Genomic DNA, 18,962 nt, shown 5'->3' with positions numbered 1-18,962 from the left:
GGCAAACCGTAAACGCAGCCTCGCTTGCGCTCGACAGCTGCTACGACCCGAAACTTGCGGTTGCCCATCAGGCGCTGTTCAGGCTTGTCGATACGGCAGCGCTGCCCTTGCCTCTTCGGCGTACGCCAGGATCCCAACCCGCTCACGTTCCAGGAAATCCTCCACGGCATTCTTCAGCCCCGGATGGCGCAAGTAGTGCCAGGAACGAGTGATCACCGGCTCAAACCCGCGAATCAATTTATGCTCGCCCTGCGCGCCGGCGTCGAAATGTTGCAGGCCTTGGGCGATGGCGTAGTCCATGCCCTGGTAGAAACAGGTTTCGAAATGCAGGCGGTCGAATTCCGCCAGGCAACCCCAGTAGCGACCGTAGAAGCTGTCGCCACCGATCAGGCTGAACGCCATGGCCACCGGCCGCGTGCCTTGCTTGGCCAGCACGACGCGGATCGCCTCGGGCATGCGTTCGGCCAGCAGGCTGAAAAACGCGCGGGTCAAGTAGGGTGATTGGCGGCGTACTGCGTAGGTATTGGCGTAGCAGGCGTAGACGAAATCCCACTGCGCTTCGCTCAGTTCATGGCCTTGCAGCCATTCGAAATCGATGCCCTGCCCCGCCACTTGCTCACGCTCTTTGCGCATCTGCTTGCGCTTGCGTGAACTCAGGGCGTCGAGGAAGTCCTGGAAGTCGCGGTAGCCACGGTTCTGCCAATGAAACTGGCAGCCCAGCCGTTGCATCCAGCCCGCCTGCCGGGCCAAGGCCTCGTCGGCCAAGGTGTCGGTGAAGTTGATATGCGCACTGGAGAGCCCTTCGATTTCCAGGTAGCCCGGCAGGCTGTTGAGCAATTCAAAACCGTCTTCGGCATTGGCCGCCAACAGGCGCGGGCCGCTGACCGGGCTGAACGGTACGGCCGTCAGCAACTTGGGGTAATACTCGATACCCGCCCGCTGGCAGGCATCGGCCCAACCGTGATCGAACACGTACTCGCCGTAGGAATGCCACTTGCGATAACCGGGCAGTGCCGCCACCAGCCGATCACCTTCCCAGTGCAGCAAATGCTCAGGCTGCCAGCCCGAGTGCGGGCCGACGCTGCCACTGTCCTCCAGCGCGCTCAGGAACGCATGCCGCACGAACGGTTGGGCCTGCGGCACCAAGGCGTCCCAGGTCTGCGGGGCTATTTCGGACAAGCTTTGCAGGCGTTGCAACGGCATCGGCATCCTCACTGCATCAGGGCGTAAAAGCCTCGCGAGTATCGCTTATCGCCGCCCCCAGCACACCCTCAAATCGCCCGACAAGGCGCTAAAGCAATAGTTCCGATCCCCACGCACTTGTCATCTAGATGACATCACTTAGCCACCGTTGCGTCATAAACCATCGCGATACTGACGCCTGTTTTTAGAGCGCCTGGTTCTACCGGGTGGCTATTTTTCCGTCCGTCATCGGTCGGTTGTGTCCTGGATGGTTTGCCATCCCTCCTCACTTTCGGAGATTGATATGCGTCTTGCTTCCACTAAAACTGCGGCGGCCCTGTGCGGCGGCCTGTTACTGGCCCTGAGCGTTCCGGCCAGCGCTGCAGTCGACGCTAAATTGCTCGACATGCTCAAGGCCAACGGCCAGATCACCGCTTCGCAGTACACCGAATTGCAAAGCGAGTTGGCCAAAGACCAGAAAGAACAGCAGATCGCCCGGCAAGCTCAACAAGAGACCAACGAACAGATCGCGGCCACCGCGAAGAAAACCAACGAGCTGAGCAGCTTCGACCAGAAGCTGGCGTGGGCCGCCAAGACTCAGTTCAAGGGTGATGTGCGTTTCCGCCACGAGACCGTCAAGATTGATGGCACCCCTAACAATGGCGGCAAGGACAAGGACCGTGAGCGCATCCGTGCGCGTCTGGGCGCCTACACCGAAATCAACCCACAAGTGGACACCGGCATCCGTATTGCGACCGGCAGCAGCGACGACGCCCGCTCCACCAACCAGGACCTGGATGGCTACTTCAACAAGAAGTCGATCTGGCTGGACCTGGGCTACATCGACTACCACCCGGACCAGATCAAAAACCTGCACGTGATCGGCGGCAAGATGCTGCAACCGTGGGTGAGCATGGGCGACGTGATCTGGGATAGCGATATCAACCCGGAAGGCCTGGCCCTGACCTACAAATACCCATTGGGGAGCAGCGCCGAGCTGTTCGGCAGCCTGGGTAACTACAACCTCAAAGACAACGTCAATGGCGACGGCGTGCAATTTCGCAATGACCTGCGCATGACCGCAGGCCAGTTGGGCTCGCGTTTCGCCCTGACCGACAACCTGAAGCTGACCCTGGGCGGCAGTGTGTACGCTTTCCAGAATGACGAAGACAGCCGCTGCCCGACCGCTGGTTCGACCGCTTGCCTGACCCCAGCCGAAACGGTCGCCAACACCACCGCAGGCAATGCCAGCGAGTACCGTCTGTACGAAGGCTTCAGCCAAGTGGATATCGGCGGCCTGGCCGTACCGCTATCGTTCTACGGCCAGTACGTGCAAAACACCAAAGCCACGGATAAAGACCAGGACACCGCCTGGCTGTTGGGTGCCAAGTCCAAGGTATTTGGCCTGAACCTGGACTACAACTACCGCGACGTACAGCGCTACGCAGTGGTCGGTGCCCTCACCGACTCGGACTTCGCCGGCGGCTTCACCGGTGCACGGGGTCACAAGTTCAAGGTCGGTTACGACATCGACAAGAACTTCGCCATCGGCGCGACGTACTTCCTGACCAAGGCGGATTACGCCAGCGTCGCGGGTTACCGCGATGCCAACGCCAATACCCTGCAGTTGGATGCAGAAGCCAAGTTCTGATAGTACGTGTAATACGCCTTGGGCCAGGACGGCCCGAGGTAGCTGCAACAGCCTTGCGTGGCGAGATCGGTCCCCATCATCCGTTCGATCCAGCCACGCGAGCCTGCTTCCACCCCGCCTTTATTGATCCTTGAGCCGCTCGGCAGCCAGCCGCTGCGCCAAGGCATCCACATCCTTCACCGGCTCATCCGGCATGATCTTCAGCGTCGCCTGCATCAGGCGCATCTGACGGATAAACCGGCGGCAGTTCGGGCAGAACATCAAGTGATGACGCACCAGCAAGCGTTCGCGAAAGGTCAATTGCCCATCGAGATAGTCACTGGAACGTGCCACTTGTTCTTTACAGGTCAACATTCGCCCGTTTCCTCAAAATGCTCCACCGTGGCGAAGACTTTAAGCCGTGCTCGATGCAACAGCACACGAACATTGGACAGAGAGAGTGTCAGGAGATTACAAATCTCTTCCAACTCCAGGCCCTGGCGTTCACGCAGCACCAGCACGCTGCTTTGCAACTGCGACAAACTCAGCAACGTATGCTCCAGGCATTCGCGCAGCTCATCCTCGGTCAGCAAGGCTTCCGGGGTGTCCTGATGCCAGGCAAACGGGGCGACTGCCCAGTGGCCGTCGTCGGGGGTAAAGCGCTCATCGCCGATGGTGCCGTGGGGCGAAGGCAAATCGTCGAGCAACACCTCGCGACGATTTTGCTTGTAGCGCCCCTTGGCGGCGTTGGCGGTGATGGTCAGTAGCCAGGTCTTGAGGCTGGAGCGCCCTTCAAACCTGGCGACGTTGCGGACCACCGACAGCCAGGCGTCCTGCACCACCTCATCGGCATGGCGCTGGCCAACGATCGCATAAGCCACCGCGCGCATGGCGCTCTGGTAGGTGCTGACCAATTCCTTATAGGCCTGTTGCTCGCCCTTGAGCAGCCGTTCAAGCAGGTGCGTGTCGTCCGCTGCTGCCATTTAGACCTCGATTGTCTTAGCGCTTGCGCAGGATCACGCTGCCGATCGAATAGCCCGCGCCAAACGAACTGAGTACCGCGACGGAGCCCTTGGGCAGATCATCCTGGTACGTGTGAAACGCGATCACCGAGCCTGCGGAGCTGGTATTGGCGTAAGTATCGAGGATCACCGGGGCTTCTTCCACCGTGGCTTCGCGGCCGAGCAGTTTCTTCACGATCAGGTGGTTCATGCTCAGGTTGGCCTGGTGCAGCCAGAAGCGTTTCACATCGGCCACGTTCAACTGGTTTTCTTCCAGGTGCACGCCGATCAGTTCGGCCACCATCGGGCACACGTCGCGAAAGACTTTGCGGCCTTCCTGCACGAACAATTTGTCGGGGGCGCCAATGCCCTCTTCTGCCGCACGGTTGAGGAAGCCGAAGTTATTGCGGATGGTGTTGGAGAACTTGGTCAACAGCTTGGTGCTGACCACGTCGAACTGGTGCTCGGACGTTGCCAGGTCGGCACGCTCCAGGACCACAGCCGTCGCGGCATCACCGAAGATGAAGTGACTGTCGCGGTCGCGGAAGTTCAGGTGGCCGGTGCAGACCTCCGGGTTGACCATCAGGATCGCCCGCGCCTGGCCCAGTTGGATGCTGTTGGCGGCGTTCTGGATGCCGAAGGTGGCTGAAGAGCACGCCACGTTCATGTCGAAACCAAAGCCTGCGATACCGAGGGCTTCCTGGACTTCGATGGCGATGGCCGGGTAGGCGCGCTGCAGGTTGGAGCAGGCGACGATCACGCCGTCGATGTCGGCGGCGGTCCTGCCGGCGCGCTTCAAGGCTTGTTCAGCGGCGCCGACAGCCATCTGGCAGAGCACCGACCATTCGTCGTTGCTGCGCTCAGGCAGGCGTGGGGCCATGCGCTGCGGGTCGAGAATGCCGTCTTTGTCCATCACGAAGCGGCTCTTGATGCCGGACGCCTTTTCGATAAAGGCCGCGCTGGACTCAGTCAGCGCCTGCACCTCGCCGCGCTCGATGGCAGCGGCGTTGTCAGCGTTGAACTGCTGCACGTAGGTATTGAAAGACTGCACCAGCTCTTCGTTGGAGATGCTGTTGGCAGGGGTGTAAAGGCCAGTGCCGCTGATGACGACGTTATGCACGGTCGTTCCTCTAAATCTGTCAGGCAGAAGATATTGGTACCGTCGTACCAAACTTTAAGTAGTTTTATTCCGTCCAGCGGACATCAAACTGGCATCGCTTTATTCCATCGCGTCGCAGTACTTCACGACAATCCCGGCATTTATGGGCGCGAAGTTTGCCACAAACCCAGGGATTTGGCGCCACTTCCAGACAAACACCGCTTAAATGTGGGACAGAAATCAGGCCTCGACCAGCGTCCACTGCTTACTCAGGCGCTTGTCGGAAATCGGCACCTTGGTGCCCAACTGCTGGGCAAACAACGACACCCGATACTCCTCCAGCCACCAGCGGTAGAGCTCCAGTTGAGGATCGCGCTTGCCTTCCTGGGCGTGTTTGTTCAGGCGGTTCTGGTACTGCGCCCATAGCCCACTCAGCTCGCCGCTCCACACCCGGTCTTTTTGCACCTGGCTCGGCAGTTTTTCAAGACGCAACTCGATGGCCTTGAGGTAACGCGGCAGTTCCTTGAACCACTGCGCCGGGGTTTCCCGTACAAAACCCGGATACACCAGGTTACTCAATTGCTGCTTGATGTCATTCAAGGCCACCGCCTGGGCCAGGTCGATCTTGCCTTTGAAGCGTTTTTGCAAGCCATGCCAGAGCTTCAGTACTTCCAAGGTCAAGCGCGCCTGGCGTTCGGCGTGCTCGGTCCAACTGCCGCGCTTGCGTTCGGCCAAGGCGGCCAAGCCTGCGCCATCACGCGGCAAGCTGGCTTCGCCTTCCAGCACGCAGGTGTCGAGGCTGGCCAGCAGGATGTCTTCCACCAGCGCGTCGATCCGCCCCAATTCGCGGTACATCAGCCCCAACTCGGTGAGACCGGGTAACTTGCCGCGCAGGAATTTCGCCGGTTCCGCCAGTTGCTGCATCAGCAGGCGCTGCAAAGCGCGGCGATGCTCGAACTCAGCCTCGGCGGCGGTGGAGAAACGGCCTTCCTTGACCGTACCGTTTTCTTCCACCAGCGCCGGATACACCGTCATCGACAGCCCGGCGATCTTCTGTTGGGTCTTCTCGGCCACGGCGGCGAACACCTTGGCTTCCACCGGCTGCTGGCTTTTCGCTGTTTGCGGCACGGCCAACGCAGCCTGGCTAGCTTCGGCAAAACGTGCGGTCAGCTCGGCCAGGTCGCGACCTTCGCCGAGGAACTTGCCTTGGCCGTCGACCACTTCCAGGTTCATCTTCAGGTGGTTCTCCACCTGTTGCGCCGACTCGGCCCATGCCTCATCGCTGACCCGCGCGCCCGTCATGCGCAACAGTTCGCGCCCCAGCGCCTGGGGCAGCGAGCCCTGGCCAAATTCGATGCGTTGCAGCGCGGCCTTGACGAAGTCCGGCACCGGCACGAAGTTCTTGCGCAGCGCCTTCGGCAGGTTGCGCACCAGGGCGATGCACTTGGCTTCTATCACCCCCGGCACCAGCCATTCCAGGCGCTCCGGCGGCAAGGCCGGTAGCAGCGGCGCGGGTACGCGCAGGGTCACGCCATCACGCGGGTGGTTGGGTTCGAAGTGATAACTCAGGGCCAGTTCCAGGTCGCCCAGGTGCAGGGTGTCCGGGTAATGGGTCGCAGTGACTTCACTGGCCTCGCGGGCGAGCACGTCTTCTTCGCGCATGATCAGCAACTGCGGGTCTTTCTGGCTGTTGACCCTGTACCAACTGTCGAAGGTCGCGGTCTGGTGGATCTCTGCTGGCAGGCGTGCGTCGTAGAAGGCGTACAGGGTTTCTTCGTCGGCCAGGATGTCGCGGCGGCGCGCCTTGGCCTCCAGTTCGTCGAGTTGTTCCAGCAGTTGCTGGTTGGCGGTGAGGCACTTGGCCCGGGACTGGATCTCACCGCGCACCAGGCCCTCGCGGATAAACAGCTCGCGGGACACCACCGGGTCAATCGGCCCGTAATGCACCGGCCGGCGCCCGACCACAATCAGCCCGAACAGAGTGATCTGCTCAAACGCCACCACTTGGCCGCGCTTTTTCTCCCAATGCGGTTCGAAGTGATTTTTCTTGATCAGGTGCCCGGCCAGCGGCTCGATCCAATCAGCGTCGATCTTGGCGACCATGCGCGCATACAGTTTGGTGGTTTCCACCAGCTCGGCCGTCATCAGCCATTGCGGACGCTTCTTGCCGATGCCCGATGACGGGTGAATCCAGAAGCGCCGCTGGCGCGCCCCCAGGTAATCGCCGTCTTCGGTTTTCTGGCCAATCTGGCTGAGCAGCCCGGAGAGCACCGCTTTGTGCAGTTTCGGGAAATCCGCCGGTTCTTTGTTGATCGTCAGCTGCATGTCGCGACAGATCAGGCTCAACTGGCGATGGGAATCGCGCCACTCGCGCAGGCGCAGGTAGTTGAGGAAGTTCTTGCGGCACCAATTGCGCAGTGGGCTGGCGGTCAGTTCCTGGCGCTGTTCTTCAAAGCCGCGCCACAGATTGACCAACCCGGCGAAGTCCGAGTCCGGATCTTTCCACTGGGCATGGGCCTGGTCGGCGGCCTGTTGGCGCTCCGGCGGGCGCTCACGCGGATCCTGGATCGACATGGCGCTGGCGACGATGAGCACTTCCTGCAAGCTGCCAAGTTTGGCGGCCTCCAGCAACATGCGGCCCATGCGCGGGTCCACCGGCAGACGCGCCAACTGGCGGCCCAAGGGCGTCAGTTGACTGTTGCGGTCCACTGCCGACAACTCTTGCAGCAGATTGAAGCCGTCGCTGATCGCCTTGCCGTCCGGCGGCTCGATAAACGGGAAGTCGGTGATTTCACCCAGGCGCAGGTGCAGCATCTGCAGGATCACGGCGGCGAGGTTGGTGCGCAGGATTTCCGGATCGGTAAACTCCGGGCGCCCGATAAAGTCCTCTTCGCTGAACAGCCGGATGCAGATGCCCGGCTCAACTCGCCCGCACCGGCCTTTACGCTGGTTGGCACTGGCCTGGGAAATGGCCTCGATCGGCAGGCGCTGCACCTTGGCGCGGTAGCTGTAGCGGCTGATGCGCGCGGTGCCGCTGTCGATCACATAACGAATGCCCGGCACGGTCAGCGAGGTTTCCGCGACGTTGGTCGCCAGCACCACGCGCCGGCCCGGATGGGACTGGAAAATCCGTTGTTGCTCGGCTGGCGACAGGCGCGCGTACAGCGGCAGGATTTCGGTGTGCTTGAGCTGGGCCTTGCGCAGCATCTCGGCGGCGTCGCGGATCTCGCGCTCACCCGGCAAAAACACCAGTACATCGCCGGGGCTGCGCCGTTCGCTGCGCTCGTAGGCGGCGATTTCATCAAGGGTGGCGAGGATCGCCTGGTCGACGGTCAGGTCGTCCTCGACGCGGTTGCCGTCTTCGTCCTGCTCCAGGGTCAGCGGGCGGTACCAGGTGTCCACCGGGAACGTGCGGCCCGAGACCTCGACAATCGGCGCATCGTCGAAGTGCTTGGAAAAGCGCTCCAGGTCGATGGTCGCCGAGGTGATGATGACTTTGAGGTCGGGGCGACGTGGCAGCAGGGTTTTCAGGTAACCGAGCAGGAAGTCGATGTTCAGGCTGCGTTCGTGGGCTTCGTCGACGATGATCGTGTCGTAGCGTTCCAGGTAACGGTCGTTCTGGGTTTCCGCCAGCAGGATGCCGTCGGTCATCAGCTTGATCAGGGTGTTGGAATCGCTCTGGTCTTCAAACCGCACCTGATAACCGACCAACGCACCCAAAGGCGTGGCGAGTTCTTCGGCAACCCGACTGGCCACGCTGCGCGCCGCGATCCGGCGCGGTTGAGTGTGGCCGATCAAACCGTACTGGCCGCGGCCGATTTCCAGGCAGATCTTCGGCAACTGGGTGGTTTTACCCGAGCCGGTTTCGCCGGCAATGATCAGTACCTGATGCTTGTTCAGCGCGTCTTTGATCTCGTCGCGCTTGGCGGCAATCGGCAGGCTGTCATCATAGCGAATCACCGGCAGGCTGGCGCGCCGCGCCGTGACCTGGGCGCAGGACGCCTGCATGCGCGTGACCCACTGCGCCAGTTTTTCCTCGTCGGGCTTTTTGCGCAGCTCAAGCAACTGCCGCCGCAAGCGGTGGCGGTCGGCGAGCATGGCGTGATCGAGGTTCTTGAGCAGTTGGTCGATAGCGGGCGCTTGGTCAGTCATCAGGGCGGCAAGGGTCTTTTGGGTGAGGCAGGTGAGGCCTGCGCAGCATGAGTCGATGGAATGGAAGCGATTGTCGCAGATTTCGACACGACTGGAGACGTTGCATCATCGGGTAGCGGCGCTGGCAACCGAATCACAACGACTGCTCCTACAAAAAACAGGCCTCCTTTCCGACTCTTTAAAAGCTGAAGTCCGATGTATTGGGTTAGGTATGTGCAGTTCAAATACACCGTCCAGATTCATCTGGACAGTCAGAATATTCCACCTTGAACTCGGAGCGTTATATGCCCATCGATTCCTCCACTTCCACACCAAGACTTCCGAGCTACACAGATGCCATGAGGGCGCAACCACGCTCAAGCGAATCGCTGCAGCCGCCGCAATACGAATTCCCTCCACCCTATACGCAAAAATCCTCGTCGACTTCGAACGACCGGACGTCATCGGCGCCTGCAACTAATTTGACGGCCGCTCGGATCTCGAACTACCACACGACGAGCCAGACCAATCGGGGAATGAACTTTATGAGCGGTCTTTGATACTGCCGCTGAACGGGCCAACTCATTTTTAGCAGTGCCTATTTTTTAGCGCGCTCCAACATTACCAATCGGAGTTTTTATGCCTATAGATCGTATGTCTTCTTCTCGCGTGGGTGGTTATGGTCATTCCTTTGCGGAAAAGCACCAACGCACTCCAGAACAAGCACCACAGGGTGCATCGGCTTCTTCTAGCTCATGGAAAACAATCGAGACGCTTAAGAAGCTTCCCACAGACTTCCCTACGTCTAGCATCAAGCAAAGCTCCCTGGATAGGCCTATAGGCTTGTTACAAAGAAAACTAGAACTGGAAAGCAAGGGCGGCTCGACCAAAAATATCGATCAATCCTATAAAGATTCCATGAAGGACTTGTACAAGGAAACTTCGAACGCGCAGAGCAAGGCCCCCAACGAGACAGACAGGAACCGAGCGAGCAATTGGAGTGACATTGTATTAAAAAGCATAGTAGATGGTAAGCGGTAAACCAACGTCGACCAGTACTTGCGTCAACGTGTAAATGACTGCCCTTTAAACTACTGATACACGATGAGTTAGCGTTTCAAGAAACTCCGCCCCACCTGCGCCGGCAAGACAATACATCGATGAACTTACCGGCGCGGATCACGTCCTACAGGCCTTTCAACATAAGCGGCCTGGCATCCCGTCTTCGCATTTAAGGGCTATCGCGTCCGCTTAAAAACAGGCGGATACCCCCGCCCTTAATTTGGGTGTTCGTTAAGCTCACCGCCAGCTGACACAGCGATGAACTTTCTTACGTCGGAAGACGGCAGATTCCTCAATTCACTCAGAGCAATCCTTGCGGCTGTTCCGGGAGAAATCGCTTTAATGAGGCGTTGATCCTCGCACCCCTGTGATTCCCAGCACCAAGGATGAGTACTTACGCCTGCGGATGAGGCCTTTCAAAATAGGATTATCCCGATGCTTCTTGGAAAAAATTTGTATGCTTCCCAACCCTTGCAGCAGTCACACAGGCCGATAGGCGCCCAAGCCCTTGGCAACACCGACGCCCCACTGAACCCTCAACGGGTGCGTGATCTGACAGTTGTGGGCGTGGGCAGCAGCGTCGCCTACCTGATCAACGAATTAAACCAGCGGGTTTCCTCAGACGGCCGCACTAATCCCTTGCTGGGAAAAGTCAGCATCATCGGCCAGGAAGATCCCTGGTCGGCCAATGTTCGCGGTCTCGGCTACATCAACCATCAACATGAAATTATCGACCAATGGGGCTCAACGGTACCTGCTTACAATGCGGGTTATGCCGACCGGGGCGAATTTTCAGCAAGTAACCAGTTGCAACTGGAACGCGTGAAAGCGTTAGGCGCGGAACATGTGCCGGAGCAGATAACCGGTATAAGCCGCTTGAAAAATGGCCTCTACCGGATCAGCTTAGGCAACGGCCAGGCCATAGAAAGCCGCCAAGTGGTATTGGGCATGGGAGCGGGTCCGCATACAAGCCTGTTGAAAACCGACTGCACGCAGACCCAGGCAGAAAAACGCTTGGGTAATATTCGTCTGCATAAGCAGGAGGCCTTGCAGGGCAAAGTCATGGACTTGGATGAGTTCATGCGGGCCACCGACCGCACCCCCGAAAAATTCGCAGGCAAACATGTGGTGGTGCACGGCCCCAACGCGGGCATTGATGCCGTGGAGCGTGCGAAAGAGCTGGGAGCAAAGGTCAATTGGCTGATCCGCAGTACCAAGCCGGTCCTACTGGACGGCCATCAACTGAAATTTGCGCCGCAAGTGGCCCAGGACAATCTGGTCTGCGTGGACGCGCTCGATATCCGTCCGAACCCGAGCCCTGATGGCGCGCCTTTACAATTGAGCTATAGCAAGCCCGGCAGCGACCCGCAGGCCCCTCATAGCGTTCTGGATGCCGACTACTACGTCTATGCCCTTGGCCAGGATATCGACAAGCCGGGAAGCAGCGGCGCCATACTCGGCGATCTGCGGCATCAGCTCGAACCCGTCTACGACTACGATCAAGTCTATGGCGACCAGCCTTTCAAGACTGTCCTGGGCCTGCAAACCCGGGGCAGCAACAGCAGCAGCGGCCTGTTGATTGTCGGTGCCGCCGTGGCGCAGTTGGCCGCCAATGTTCAGCACAGCTACCAGGATCATGCAGCTGATCGTATTTTACAGCAGTTGGAAAAACTACCAGGAGAGGCCGGTGAAGAGCTATCACGCCTGATCATGCAAGGCGCAGAGAGTCCTGCCATCACGGCGCAGTTACAGGCCTGGCCGGCCCAGACCGCGCACGCGTCAGCCCTGCAGGTTTTAAGCAACCACGTGTCGGACTATCTGGCGGCCCGCGAGTATTTCCAGCAACAGAGCACGAAAAAAGGTGTTCGCGGCGTCGTTGGCGAAGTAGAGAACCAGGTCTCGAACCAAGTGCCTTCCGTGGTCGTTTCCCCTCAGTTGGGCACGGTGAAAGGCTCTGCAGCCGCCCTATCAGGCCTGATTCCCGCTTACGTAGCCAACGGCGAAAACAATTACACCACCGACGACCGCACCATGCTGCGCGCAGGTATCGCAGACCGGTACCCCAACATCGACAATGCCAGAGCGGGCCGCTTCATTGATGAGGTCATCAATCTGCGCCATCTTGGCAGCGATGCATTCATCGCCAAGGCAAAGTCGGAAGGCACGACGCCGGTGCATACGCCAGTCGTCGGCATGCCTGCATCCGTCAGGAAAGGTTATGAAGCGTACCTGCAAGCCCTGGACGACGGCGCCGAAAACACCCCGCTCAGCCGCCAGTGGGCGCTCAAATAAGCCGGTTTTCTGGGGCAGCGGTTGTATGTTGCCCCGCTAAACATCCAGCCCCTTAAGCTGATTTGCGCCGATACGGAAACACATCAATCACCTTCCCCTCCCGAATCGCCTCTTGCAGTCCCTTCCAATAGTCGGCGTTGTACAACTCACCATGCAGCTCATCAAACAACTTGCGCTGGCCGGCATCGGCAAACAGGAACGGCGGGAACTCCTCCGGGAACACATCCAGCGGGCCGATGGAGTACCAGGGCTCGGAGGCCATCTCATCTTCGGGCGTACGCGGCGCCGGGATATGCCGGAAGTTGGCTTCAGTGAGGTAGCAGATTTCGTCGTAGTCGTAAAACACCACGCGACCATGACGGGTAACACCGAAGTTCTTCAGCAGCATGTCGCCGGGAAAGATATTCGCCGCCGCCAGTTGTTTGATCGCCAGTCCATAGTCTTCCAGGGCTTCGCGCACCTGGGCCGGGTTGGCGTTTTCCAGGTAGAGATTGAGCGGGGTCATGCGCCGTTCGGTCCAGCAGTGGCGAATGAGCACCGTGTCGCCTTCCACTTCGACCGTGCCGGCGGCCACTTCCAGTAACTCGGCCAGGCACTCGGGCTCGAACTTGCTCAAGGGGAAGCGGAAGTCGGCGAACTCCTGGGTATCGGCCATGCGCCCGACGCGGTCGACGCTTTTAACCAGGCGGTATTTCTCGATCACCGTGGCGCGGTTGACGTTTTTCGACGGCGAGAAGCGGTCCTTGATGATCTTGAACACGGTGTTGAAGCCCGGCAGGGTAAACACGCTCATGACCATGCCGCGCACGCCGGGGGCCATGATGAACTGGTCGTCGGTGGTGGCCAGGTGATTGATCAGCGCACGGTAGAACTCCGACTTACCGTGCTTGTAGAAACCGATGGAGGTGTACAACTCGGCGATGTGCTTGCCCGGCAGGATGCGCTTGAGGAAGCCGATGAATTCCGCCGGCACCGGCACGTCGACCATGAAGTAGGAACGGGTAAACGAAAAGATGATCGACACCTCGGCTTCGTCGGTGATCAGCGCATCGATCTGGATGCCTTGCCCTTCGCGGTGCAACAACGGGATCACCAGGGGCCATTGTTCGTCGCGGGTATAAAGGCGCCCTACCAGATAGGCGCCTTTGTTGCGGTAGAGCACCGAGGAAAACAGCTCGACCTTGAGGTCCGGGTCCTTGCAGACCCAGTCGGGCAGGCTTTCCCGCAGTTGCGCTTCGAGGCGCTGCAGGTCGGCGTTCAGGTCGGCATAGGGTTCGCTGAAACGGTAGTCGGCAAACATCTGCGCGAGCATCTCACCGATGTTGCCGGCGGGCAGGTAGGTGCGGGTCTGCGCGGCCCGCGCCTTGCGCAGGCTTGGCCGGGTGGTGTGGATAAACATGCAGCCGTCGCTGATCAGGTCGTGGCTGAACAGGCCGCAAAAGATCGAGTTGTACCAGGTCTCGGACAGCTCATCGTCGAAACGCGGGTCGATCAGGCTGATGTAGGCGCTTTTCACCAAAGGCCACAGGTCGATATCCAATAAGTCCACGTCATCGAAGCGGGCGTGCAGGCCTGCGATCACCTCAAACACCTTCTCTTCATAGAGGTTGATCCGCGCCGCCGAGGCGGCCTGGCCTTGCTGCCATTGGGCCTTCTCGAACCGCTCGCGGGCGCCATCGGTGATCTGGCGAAAGTGCTCACGGTAATCGTCGAAGCCGTCGAGGATCTTGCGGGCAATCGCGAGGGCGGGCGTGGGTTGCGACATGCGGGAAACCTCGAACGGGCATCGGGAAGCCCTGAGCTTAGCCAGTGTACGTAAGCAGGAGAAGGGTGAATTTTTGCGCGGCGTTGTACCCCTTCGCTGACTTTGTACATTTGTTTTCAATTTATTTAATTCGACCATACGGTCAATAAAAACACCGTGTTGTCGCCTTGCGTTCGCCCAATAGCCGCTAACGGCGGGGCTTGGCACCCCGGCAGCAAAAATAGCAGACCCGATTCCATTACTGATTCCACCTCAAGGATTGGATCCAACTAAGGGAAACCCCGATTACCACGGTAGTGGCACTTTGATATATAGCGCGCCCTCTCCCACCCTAACAAGGTCAAAAGACCGATCCGGGAGCAGGTTCTAATCGCACAAGGAGCATTGAGATGTCATTGAGGAACATGAGGATCGGTCTGCGTGCCAGTCTGAGTTTTGGGGTGTTGGCCAGCTTGCTGGTGATTGTCGGGCTGTTCGGCCTGGGGCAGATGGCCAAGCTGCGCGAAAGCGCGCTGGTCATCGAACGGTCGTGGATGCCGAGCATCGAGAATATCCACGACAGCGCCGCCTTCGTGGCCAGCATCCGCCTGGAGGCCTTGCGCCTGGTGACCACCGATGAATCAAGGGTGCGCGACACGAGCAGAAACCTGATCACCCGCCAGCGCAGCGACCTGCAAACCCTGTTGGATCACCATGAAACCCTGCTGACCAACGACGAAGAGCGCGAGATGCTCAAGCAGGTGAAAACCGACGTGGCCGGCTACCTGGCGATCGTCAGCCAGATGGTTGATTTGATCGACAAGGATCAGCAGCAAGACGCCATTGACCTGCTCAACAACCGTCTCGCCCCTCAAGGCACGCTGCTCAGCCAGAGCCTGGAAAAGCTGATCGTCTTCAACCAGAACGGTGTCGAAGCCGCCGCCGATTCCGCTGCACAGATGTATTCGAGCGCGCAATGGGTGGTCGGCCTGATCATTGTGTTTGCACTGATCGCCACCTTGCTGCTGGCCTGGCTGCTGACCCGCAGCATCACCGCGCCGCTCAGCCAGGCGCTGACCGTGGCGCGCACCATCGCCGCCGGCGACTTGAGCCAGCCGATTATCGTCAGCGGCCATGACGAACCGGCCCAATTGCTCAGTGCCCTGGCCACCATGCAGACGCAGTTGCAGACCACCATTCGAGGCATCAGCGAGTCGGCGCAGCAACTGGCCTCGGCCGCTGAAGAGATGAGTTCGGTGATGGAGCAAAGCACGCGTGGCCTGCAGGCGCAGAACGATGAAATCGAACAGGCCGCCACCGCCGTCACCCAGATGAGCGCGGCCGTGGACGAAGTAGCGGGCAATGCGGTGTCCAGCGCCGAAGCGTCCCAGGCCTCGGATGAAGACAGCAAGCACGGTCACTACCAGATCAGCGAAACCATCAGCTCGATCCAGAACCTGGTGGACGAAGTGCTCGGCGCCTCGAACAAGGCCGAAGGCCTGGCGGTGCAGGCCCAGGACATCAGCAAGGTGCTGGAAGTGATCCGTGGCATCGCCGGGCAAACCAACCTGCTGGCCCTCAACGCGGCGATTGAAGCCGCGCGTGCGGGTGAAGCCGGGCGCGGTTTTGCGGTGGTCGCCGATGAGGTGCGCTCCCTCGCGCAGCGCACCCAGGACTCCACCGAAGAAATCGAGCAAATGATCAGCGGTATCCAGCAAGGCACCCAAAATACCGTCGAAGCGCTGAACAGCAGCGCCGATCACGCCGGCCAGACCCTGCAACGGGCCAACAGCGCGGGCAACGCCCTGGAGAAAATCACCGCGGCCATTTCACAAATCAGCCAGCGCAACCTGGTAATCGCCAGCGCCGCCGAGCAGCAAGCGCTGGTTGCCCGTGAAGTGGACCGCAGCCTGGTGAATATCCGCGACCTGTCCACCCAGACCGCCGCCGGTGCGACCCAGACCTCGGCCGCCAGCCAGGAACTGTCGCGCCTGGCCGTGGACCTGAATGGGCTGGTGACGCGGTTTGTTCTGTAATCAGTCAAAGCGGCGTGCAACACTCGCCGCCTGATTGATGTAGGAATATTCCGTGAGACCTGTCGACACCCTTTACCTGCTGGGACTGGCTGCCATCTGGGGCGCGAGCTTTCTGTTCATGCGCATCATCGCGCCGGAAATCGGCCCCATCCCGACCGCATTTTTTCGCGTATCCATAGCCGCCGTCGGCTTGCTCGTAATGCTGGCGGTGATGCGAGTGAAGTGGGACTTCCAGGGCAAATTCAAAACCGTCCTGCTACTGGGTGTGATCAACTCCGGCATCCCGGCCACCCTGTATTCAGTGGCCGCCCAAGTGCTGCCGGCCGGTTACTCGGCGATCTTCAACGCCACCACGCCGTTGATGGGGGTGTTGATTGGCGGGCTGTTCTTCAGCGAACGCCTGACCGCGTCGAAAATCGCCGGGGTCAGCCTGGGCCTGCTTGGCGTTGGTGTGCTGACCCGTGCGGGACCGGTGGCGTTTGACCTGGAATTGTTGATGGGCGCCGTGGCCTGCCTGCTGGCCACCACCTGCTATGGCTTTGCCGGTTTCCTCGCACGGCGCTGGCTGGACCAGCGGGGTGGGTTGGACAGTCGCCTGTCGGCCTTGGGCAGCATGCTCGGCGCGACGTTGCTCCTGTTGCCGTTGTTTGCCTACAGCGCAATCAGCCATCCGCCTGCGAGTTGGGGCGGCGGGCAGGTGTGGGTGTCGTTGCTGGGGTTGGGATTGGGGTGTACGGCGTTTGCGTACGTGTTGTATTTCCGCTTGCTTACCGCCATTGGGCCGGTGAGATCGATGACCACGACGTTCCTGATTCCGCCGTTTGGCGTGCTATGGGGCGCGCTGCTGTTGGATGAGCCGTTGTCCATGGCGCATGTGTATGGCGGGGTGCTCATCGCGGGGGCGTTGTGGCTGGTGCTGCGACCGGGGAAGCTGGCTAGGGCGCTGTAGACAGGTTTCATGTGGGTGCTGGCAGCTGATTGTTGCAAAAATAAGTTAAATAAACCTCCGTTCCGGCCGATACCCCCTGAAAGCCTTGCGGATTGAACAACCATGCGTAATAACCAACCCGTTACCCAGCGCGAACGTACCTTCCCCGCTCAGCAACGGTTGATCTCAACCACAGATGCCAAAGGCGTGATCACCTACTGCAACGACGCTTTCGTCGAGATCAGTGGGTTCACCCGTGAAGAATTGCTGCGCGCGCCGCACAACCTGGTGCGTCACCCGGATGTGCCGGCGGCGGTGTTCGGGCATATGTGGACCACGCTCAAACAAGGCTTGCCATGGATGGGCATCGTCAAGAACCGCTGCAAGACGGGCGATCACTACTGGGTTAACGCCTATGTGACGCCGGTCTTCGAAGGCAACCAGGTGGTCGGCTACGAATCGGTGCGCATCAAGCCCACCGCCGAGCAGATCCGCCGGGCCGAAGCGCTCTACCAACGCATCAACCAGGGCAAGTCGGCCGTTCCCCAGCGGGACAAGTGGCTGCCGGTGTTGCAGGACTGGCTGCCGTTTATCCTGGTCAGCCAGTTGAGTTTCATGATCGGTGCGTCGCTCAATTCCCACTGGGGCTTTGCCCTGGCGGCAGGGTTGTCGGTGCCGTTGGGCCTGCTGGGCCTGAGCTGGCAACAGCGCGGCCTCAAGCGTCTGCTCCGCCTGGCCGAGCAGACCACCTCCGACCCGTTGATCGCGCAGATGTACACCGACAGCCGTGGCGCACAGGCGCGGTTGGAGATGTCGATCCTCAGCCAGGAAGCACGTCTGAAGACCTGTCTTACGCGCTTGCAGGACACTGCCGAGCATCTGAATGAGCAGGCGGCGCAGTCCAACACCCTGGCGCACAACAGCTCCAGCGGCCTGGAACGCCAGCGCGTGGAAACCGAGCAGGTGGCCACGGCGGTCAACCAGATGGCGGCGACCACCCAGGAAGTCGCCAGCCATGTGCAGCGCACGGCTGATGCCACCCAGGAAGCCAATCGCCTGACCGGTCGCGGCCGCGACATCGCCGGGGAAACCCGCGAGGCGATTCAGCGCCTGTCGGTGGCTGTGGGTGAGACCGGCGTGACCGTCACCCAACTGGCCAAGGACAGTGACGAGATCGGCGGCGTTGTCGACGTGATCAAAGGCATTGCCGACCAGACCAACCTGTTGGCGTTGAACGCCGCCATCGAAGCGGCGCGTGCCGGCGAGATGGGCCGAGGGTTTGCCGTGGTGGCCGACGAAGTGCGCCAGCTGGCGCAGCGTACGGCCGAGTCGACCGGGCAGATTCATGCCCTGATCGCCAAGCTGCAACAAACCGCCGCCGCGGCCGTGCAAACCATGGACGCCGGGCATCGCCAGGCTGAAGAAGGTGTGGCGCGGGTGATGGAAGCGGATCAGGCGTTGGTGGGAATCAGCGAAGCGGTGGCGCATATCACTGACATGACGACGCAGATTGCAGCAGCGACTGAAGAGCAAAGCTCGGTGGCTGAAGAGATCAGCCGCAACATCAGTACGATTGCGTTGTTGGCGGACCAGACGTCGGAGCAGGCGCTCAATTCGGCGCAGTTGAGTGAAGAGCTGACGCATACGGCCAATACCCAGTATTCGCTGGTAGAGCGGTTTAACCGGTAGACCGCTATCGGGGGCAAGCCCCCTCCCACATTGGACCGAGTTCCAACTTTGGAATGTGGTCAAAATGTGGGAGGGGGCTTGCCCCCGATAAGCATAGCTATCTACACAACTCTCAAAGGCTTATACATAACTCTGTGGTGAGCGGGCTTGTCCCGCGCTGGGCTGCGC

12 protein-coding genes are annotated in these 18,962 nt (G+C 60.1%); 6 read left to right on the top strand and 6 right to left on the bottom strand.

Features of this window, described 5'->3' with window-relative positions:
• Positions 1-78 precede the first annotated feature (78 nt).
• Positions 79-1,203, bottom strand: a complete 1,125-nt coding sequence (locus tag AOA60_RS08480) for a GNAT family N-acetyltransferase (RefSeq protein WP_099584031.1) — start codon at positions 1,201-1,203, stop codon at positions 79-81.
• Positions 1,204-1,486: 283 nt separating this feature from the next.
• On the opposite strand from AOA60_RS08480, the gene AOA60_RS08475 reads away from it, so the two are divergent.
• A complete protein-coding gene (locus AOA60_RS08475) occupies positions 1,487-2,833 on the top strand; it encodes a putative porin (protein ID WP_099584030.1) in 1,347 nt (448 codons plus the stop codon).
• 120 nt (positions 2,834-2,953) lie between these two features.
• On the opposite strand, the gene AOA60_RS08470 is transcribed toward AOA60_RS08475, so the two are convergent.
• The 4 genes from AOA60_RS08470 to hrpA all read right to left on the bottom strand — a co-directional run bounded on the left by AOA60_RS08470 (position 2,954) and on the right by hrpA (position 9,064).
• A complete protein-coding gene (locus tag AOA60_RS08470; protein ID WP_032887702.1) occupies positions 2,954-3,187 on the bottom strand; it encodes an anti-sigma factor in 234 nt (77 codons plus the stop codon).
• A complete protein-coding gene (locus tag AOA60_RS08465; RefSeq protein WP_099584029.1) occupies positions 3,181-3,795 on the bottom strand; it encodes an RNA polymerase sigma factor in 615 nt (204 codons plus the stop codon). Before AOA60_RS08465 ends, AOA60_RS08470 begins: the two co-directional genes overlap by 7 nt.
• Positions 3,796-3,811: 16 nt before the next feature.
• Complete coding sequence (locus tag AOA60_RS08460; protein ID WP_099584028.1) at positions 3,812-4,933, bottom strand: beta-ketoacyl-ACP synthase III; 1,122 nt, start codon at positions 4,931-4,933, stop codon at positions 3,812-3,814.
• A 219-nt stretch (positions 4,934-5,152) separates the two neighbouring features.
• A complete protein-coding gene (gene hrpA / locus AOA60_RS08455; protein WP_099584027.1) occupies positions 5,153-9,064 on the bottom strand; it encodes an ATP-dependent RNA helicase HrpA in 3,912 nt (1,303 codons plus the stop codon).
• 618 nt (positions 9,065-9,682) lie between these two features.
• Here hrpA and AOA60_RS32215 point away from each other — a divergent pair.
• Together AOA60_RS32215 and AOA60_RS08450 are read left to right on the top strand one after the other, a co-directional pair.
• Complete coding sequence (locus AOA60_RS32215; RefSeq protein ID WP_143522407.1) at positions 9,683-10,084, top strand: hypothetical protein; 402 nt, start codon at positions 9,683-9,685, stop codon at positions 10,082-10,084.
• Positions 10,085-10,540: 456 nt separating this feature from the next.
• Positions 10,541-12,397, top strand: a complete 1,857-nt coding sequence (locus AOA60_RS08450) for a restriction endonuclease (RefSeq protein ID WP_099584026.1) — start codon at positions 10,541-10,543, stop codon at positions 12,395-12,397.
• Positions 12,398-12,449: 52 nt separating this feature from the next.
• Here the strand turns inward: AOA60_RS08450 and aceK are convergent, their stop codons facing one another.
• On the bottom strand, positions 12,450-14,162 hold the full coding sequence (aceK, locus tag AOA60_RS08445; protein WP_099584025.1) for a bifunctional isocitrate dehydrogenase kinase/phosphatase: 1,713 nt from the start codon (positions 14,160-14,162) through the stop codon (positions 12,450-12,452).
• 389 nt (positions 14,163-14,551) lie between these two features.
• Between aceK and AOA60_RS08440 the strand changes: the two genes are divergently transcribed.
• The 3 genes from AOA60_RS08440 to AOA60_RS08430 all read left to right on the top strand — a co-directional run bounded on the left by AOA60_RS08440 (position 14,552) and on the right by AOA60_RS08430 (position 18,794).
• Positions 14,552-16,177: a methyl-accepting chemotaxis protein gene (locus tag AOA60_RS08440; protein ID WP_099584024.1), complete on the top strand. Its 1,626-nt coding sequence runs from the start codon at positions 14,552-14,554 to the stop codon at positions 16,175-16,177.
• A gap of 52 nt (positions 16,178-16,229) precedes the next feature.
• Positions 16,230-17,126, top strand: a complete 897-nt coding sequence (locus AOA60_RS08435) for a DMT family transporter (RefSeq protein WP_099584023.1) — start codon at positions 16,230-16,232, stop codon at positions 17,124-17,126.
• Positions 17,127-17,228: 102 nt separating this feature from the next.
• Complete coding sequence (locus tag AOA60_RS08430) at positions 17,229-18,794, top strand: PAS domain-containing methyl-accepting chemotaxis protein (RefSeq protein ID WP_099584022.1); 1,566 nt, start codon at positions 17,229-17,231, stop codon at positions 18,792-18,794.
• Positions 18,795-18,962: the final 168 nt, after the last annotated feature.

The organism is Pseudomonas sp. 2822-17 (assembly GCF_002742485.1).
GTDB lineage: Bacteria > Pseudomonadota > Gammaproteobacteria > Pseudomonadales > Pseudomonadaceae > Aquipseudomonas > Aquipseudomonas cyclaminis.
Note: the sequence above shows the minus strand (reverse complement) of the source record. Positions and strands in the feature narration are given on the sequence as shown.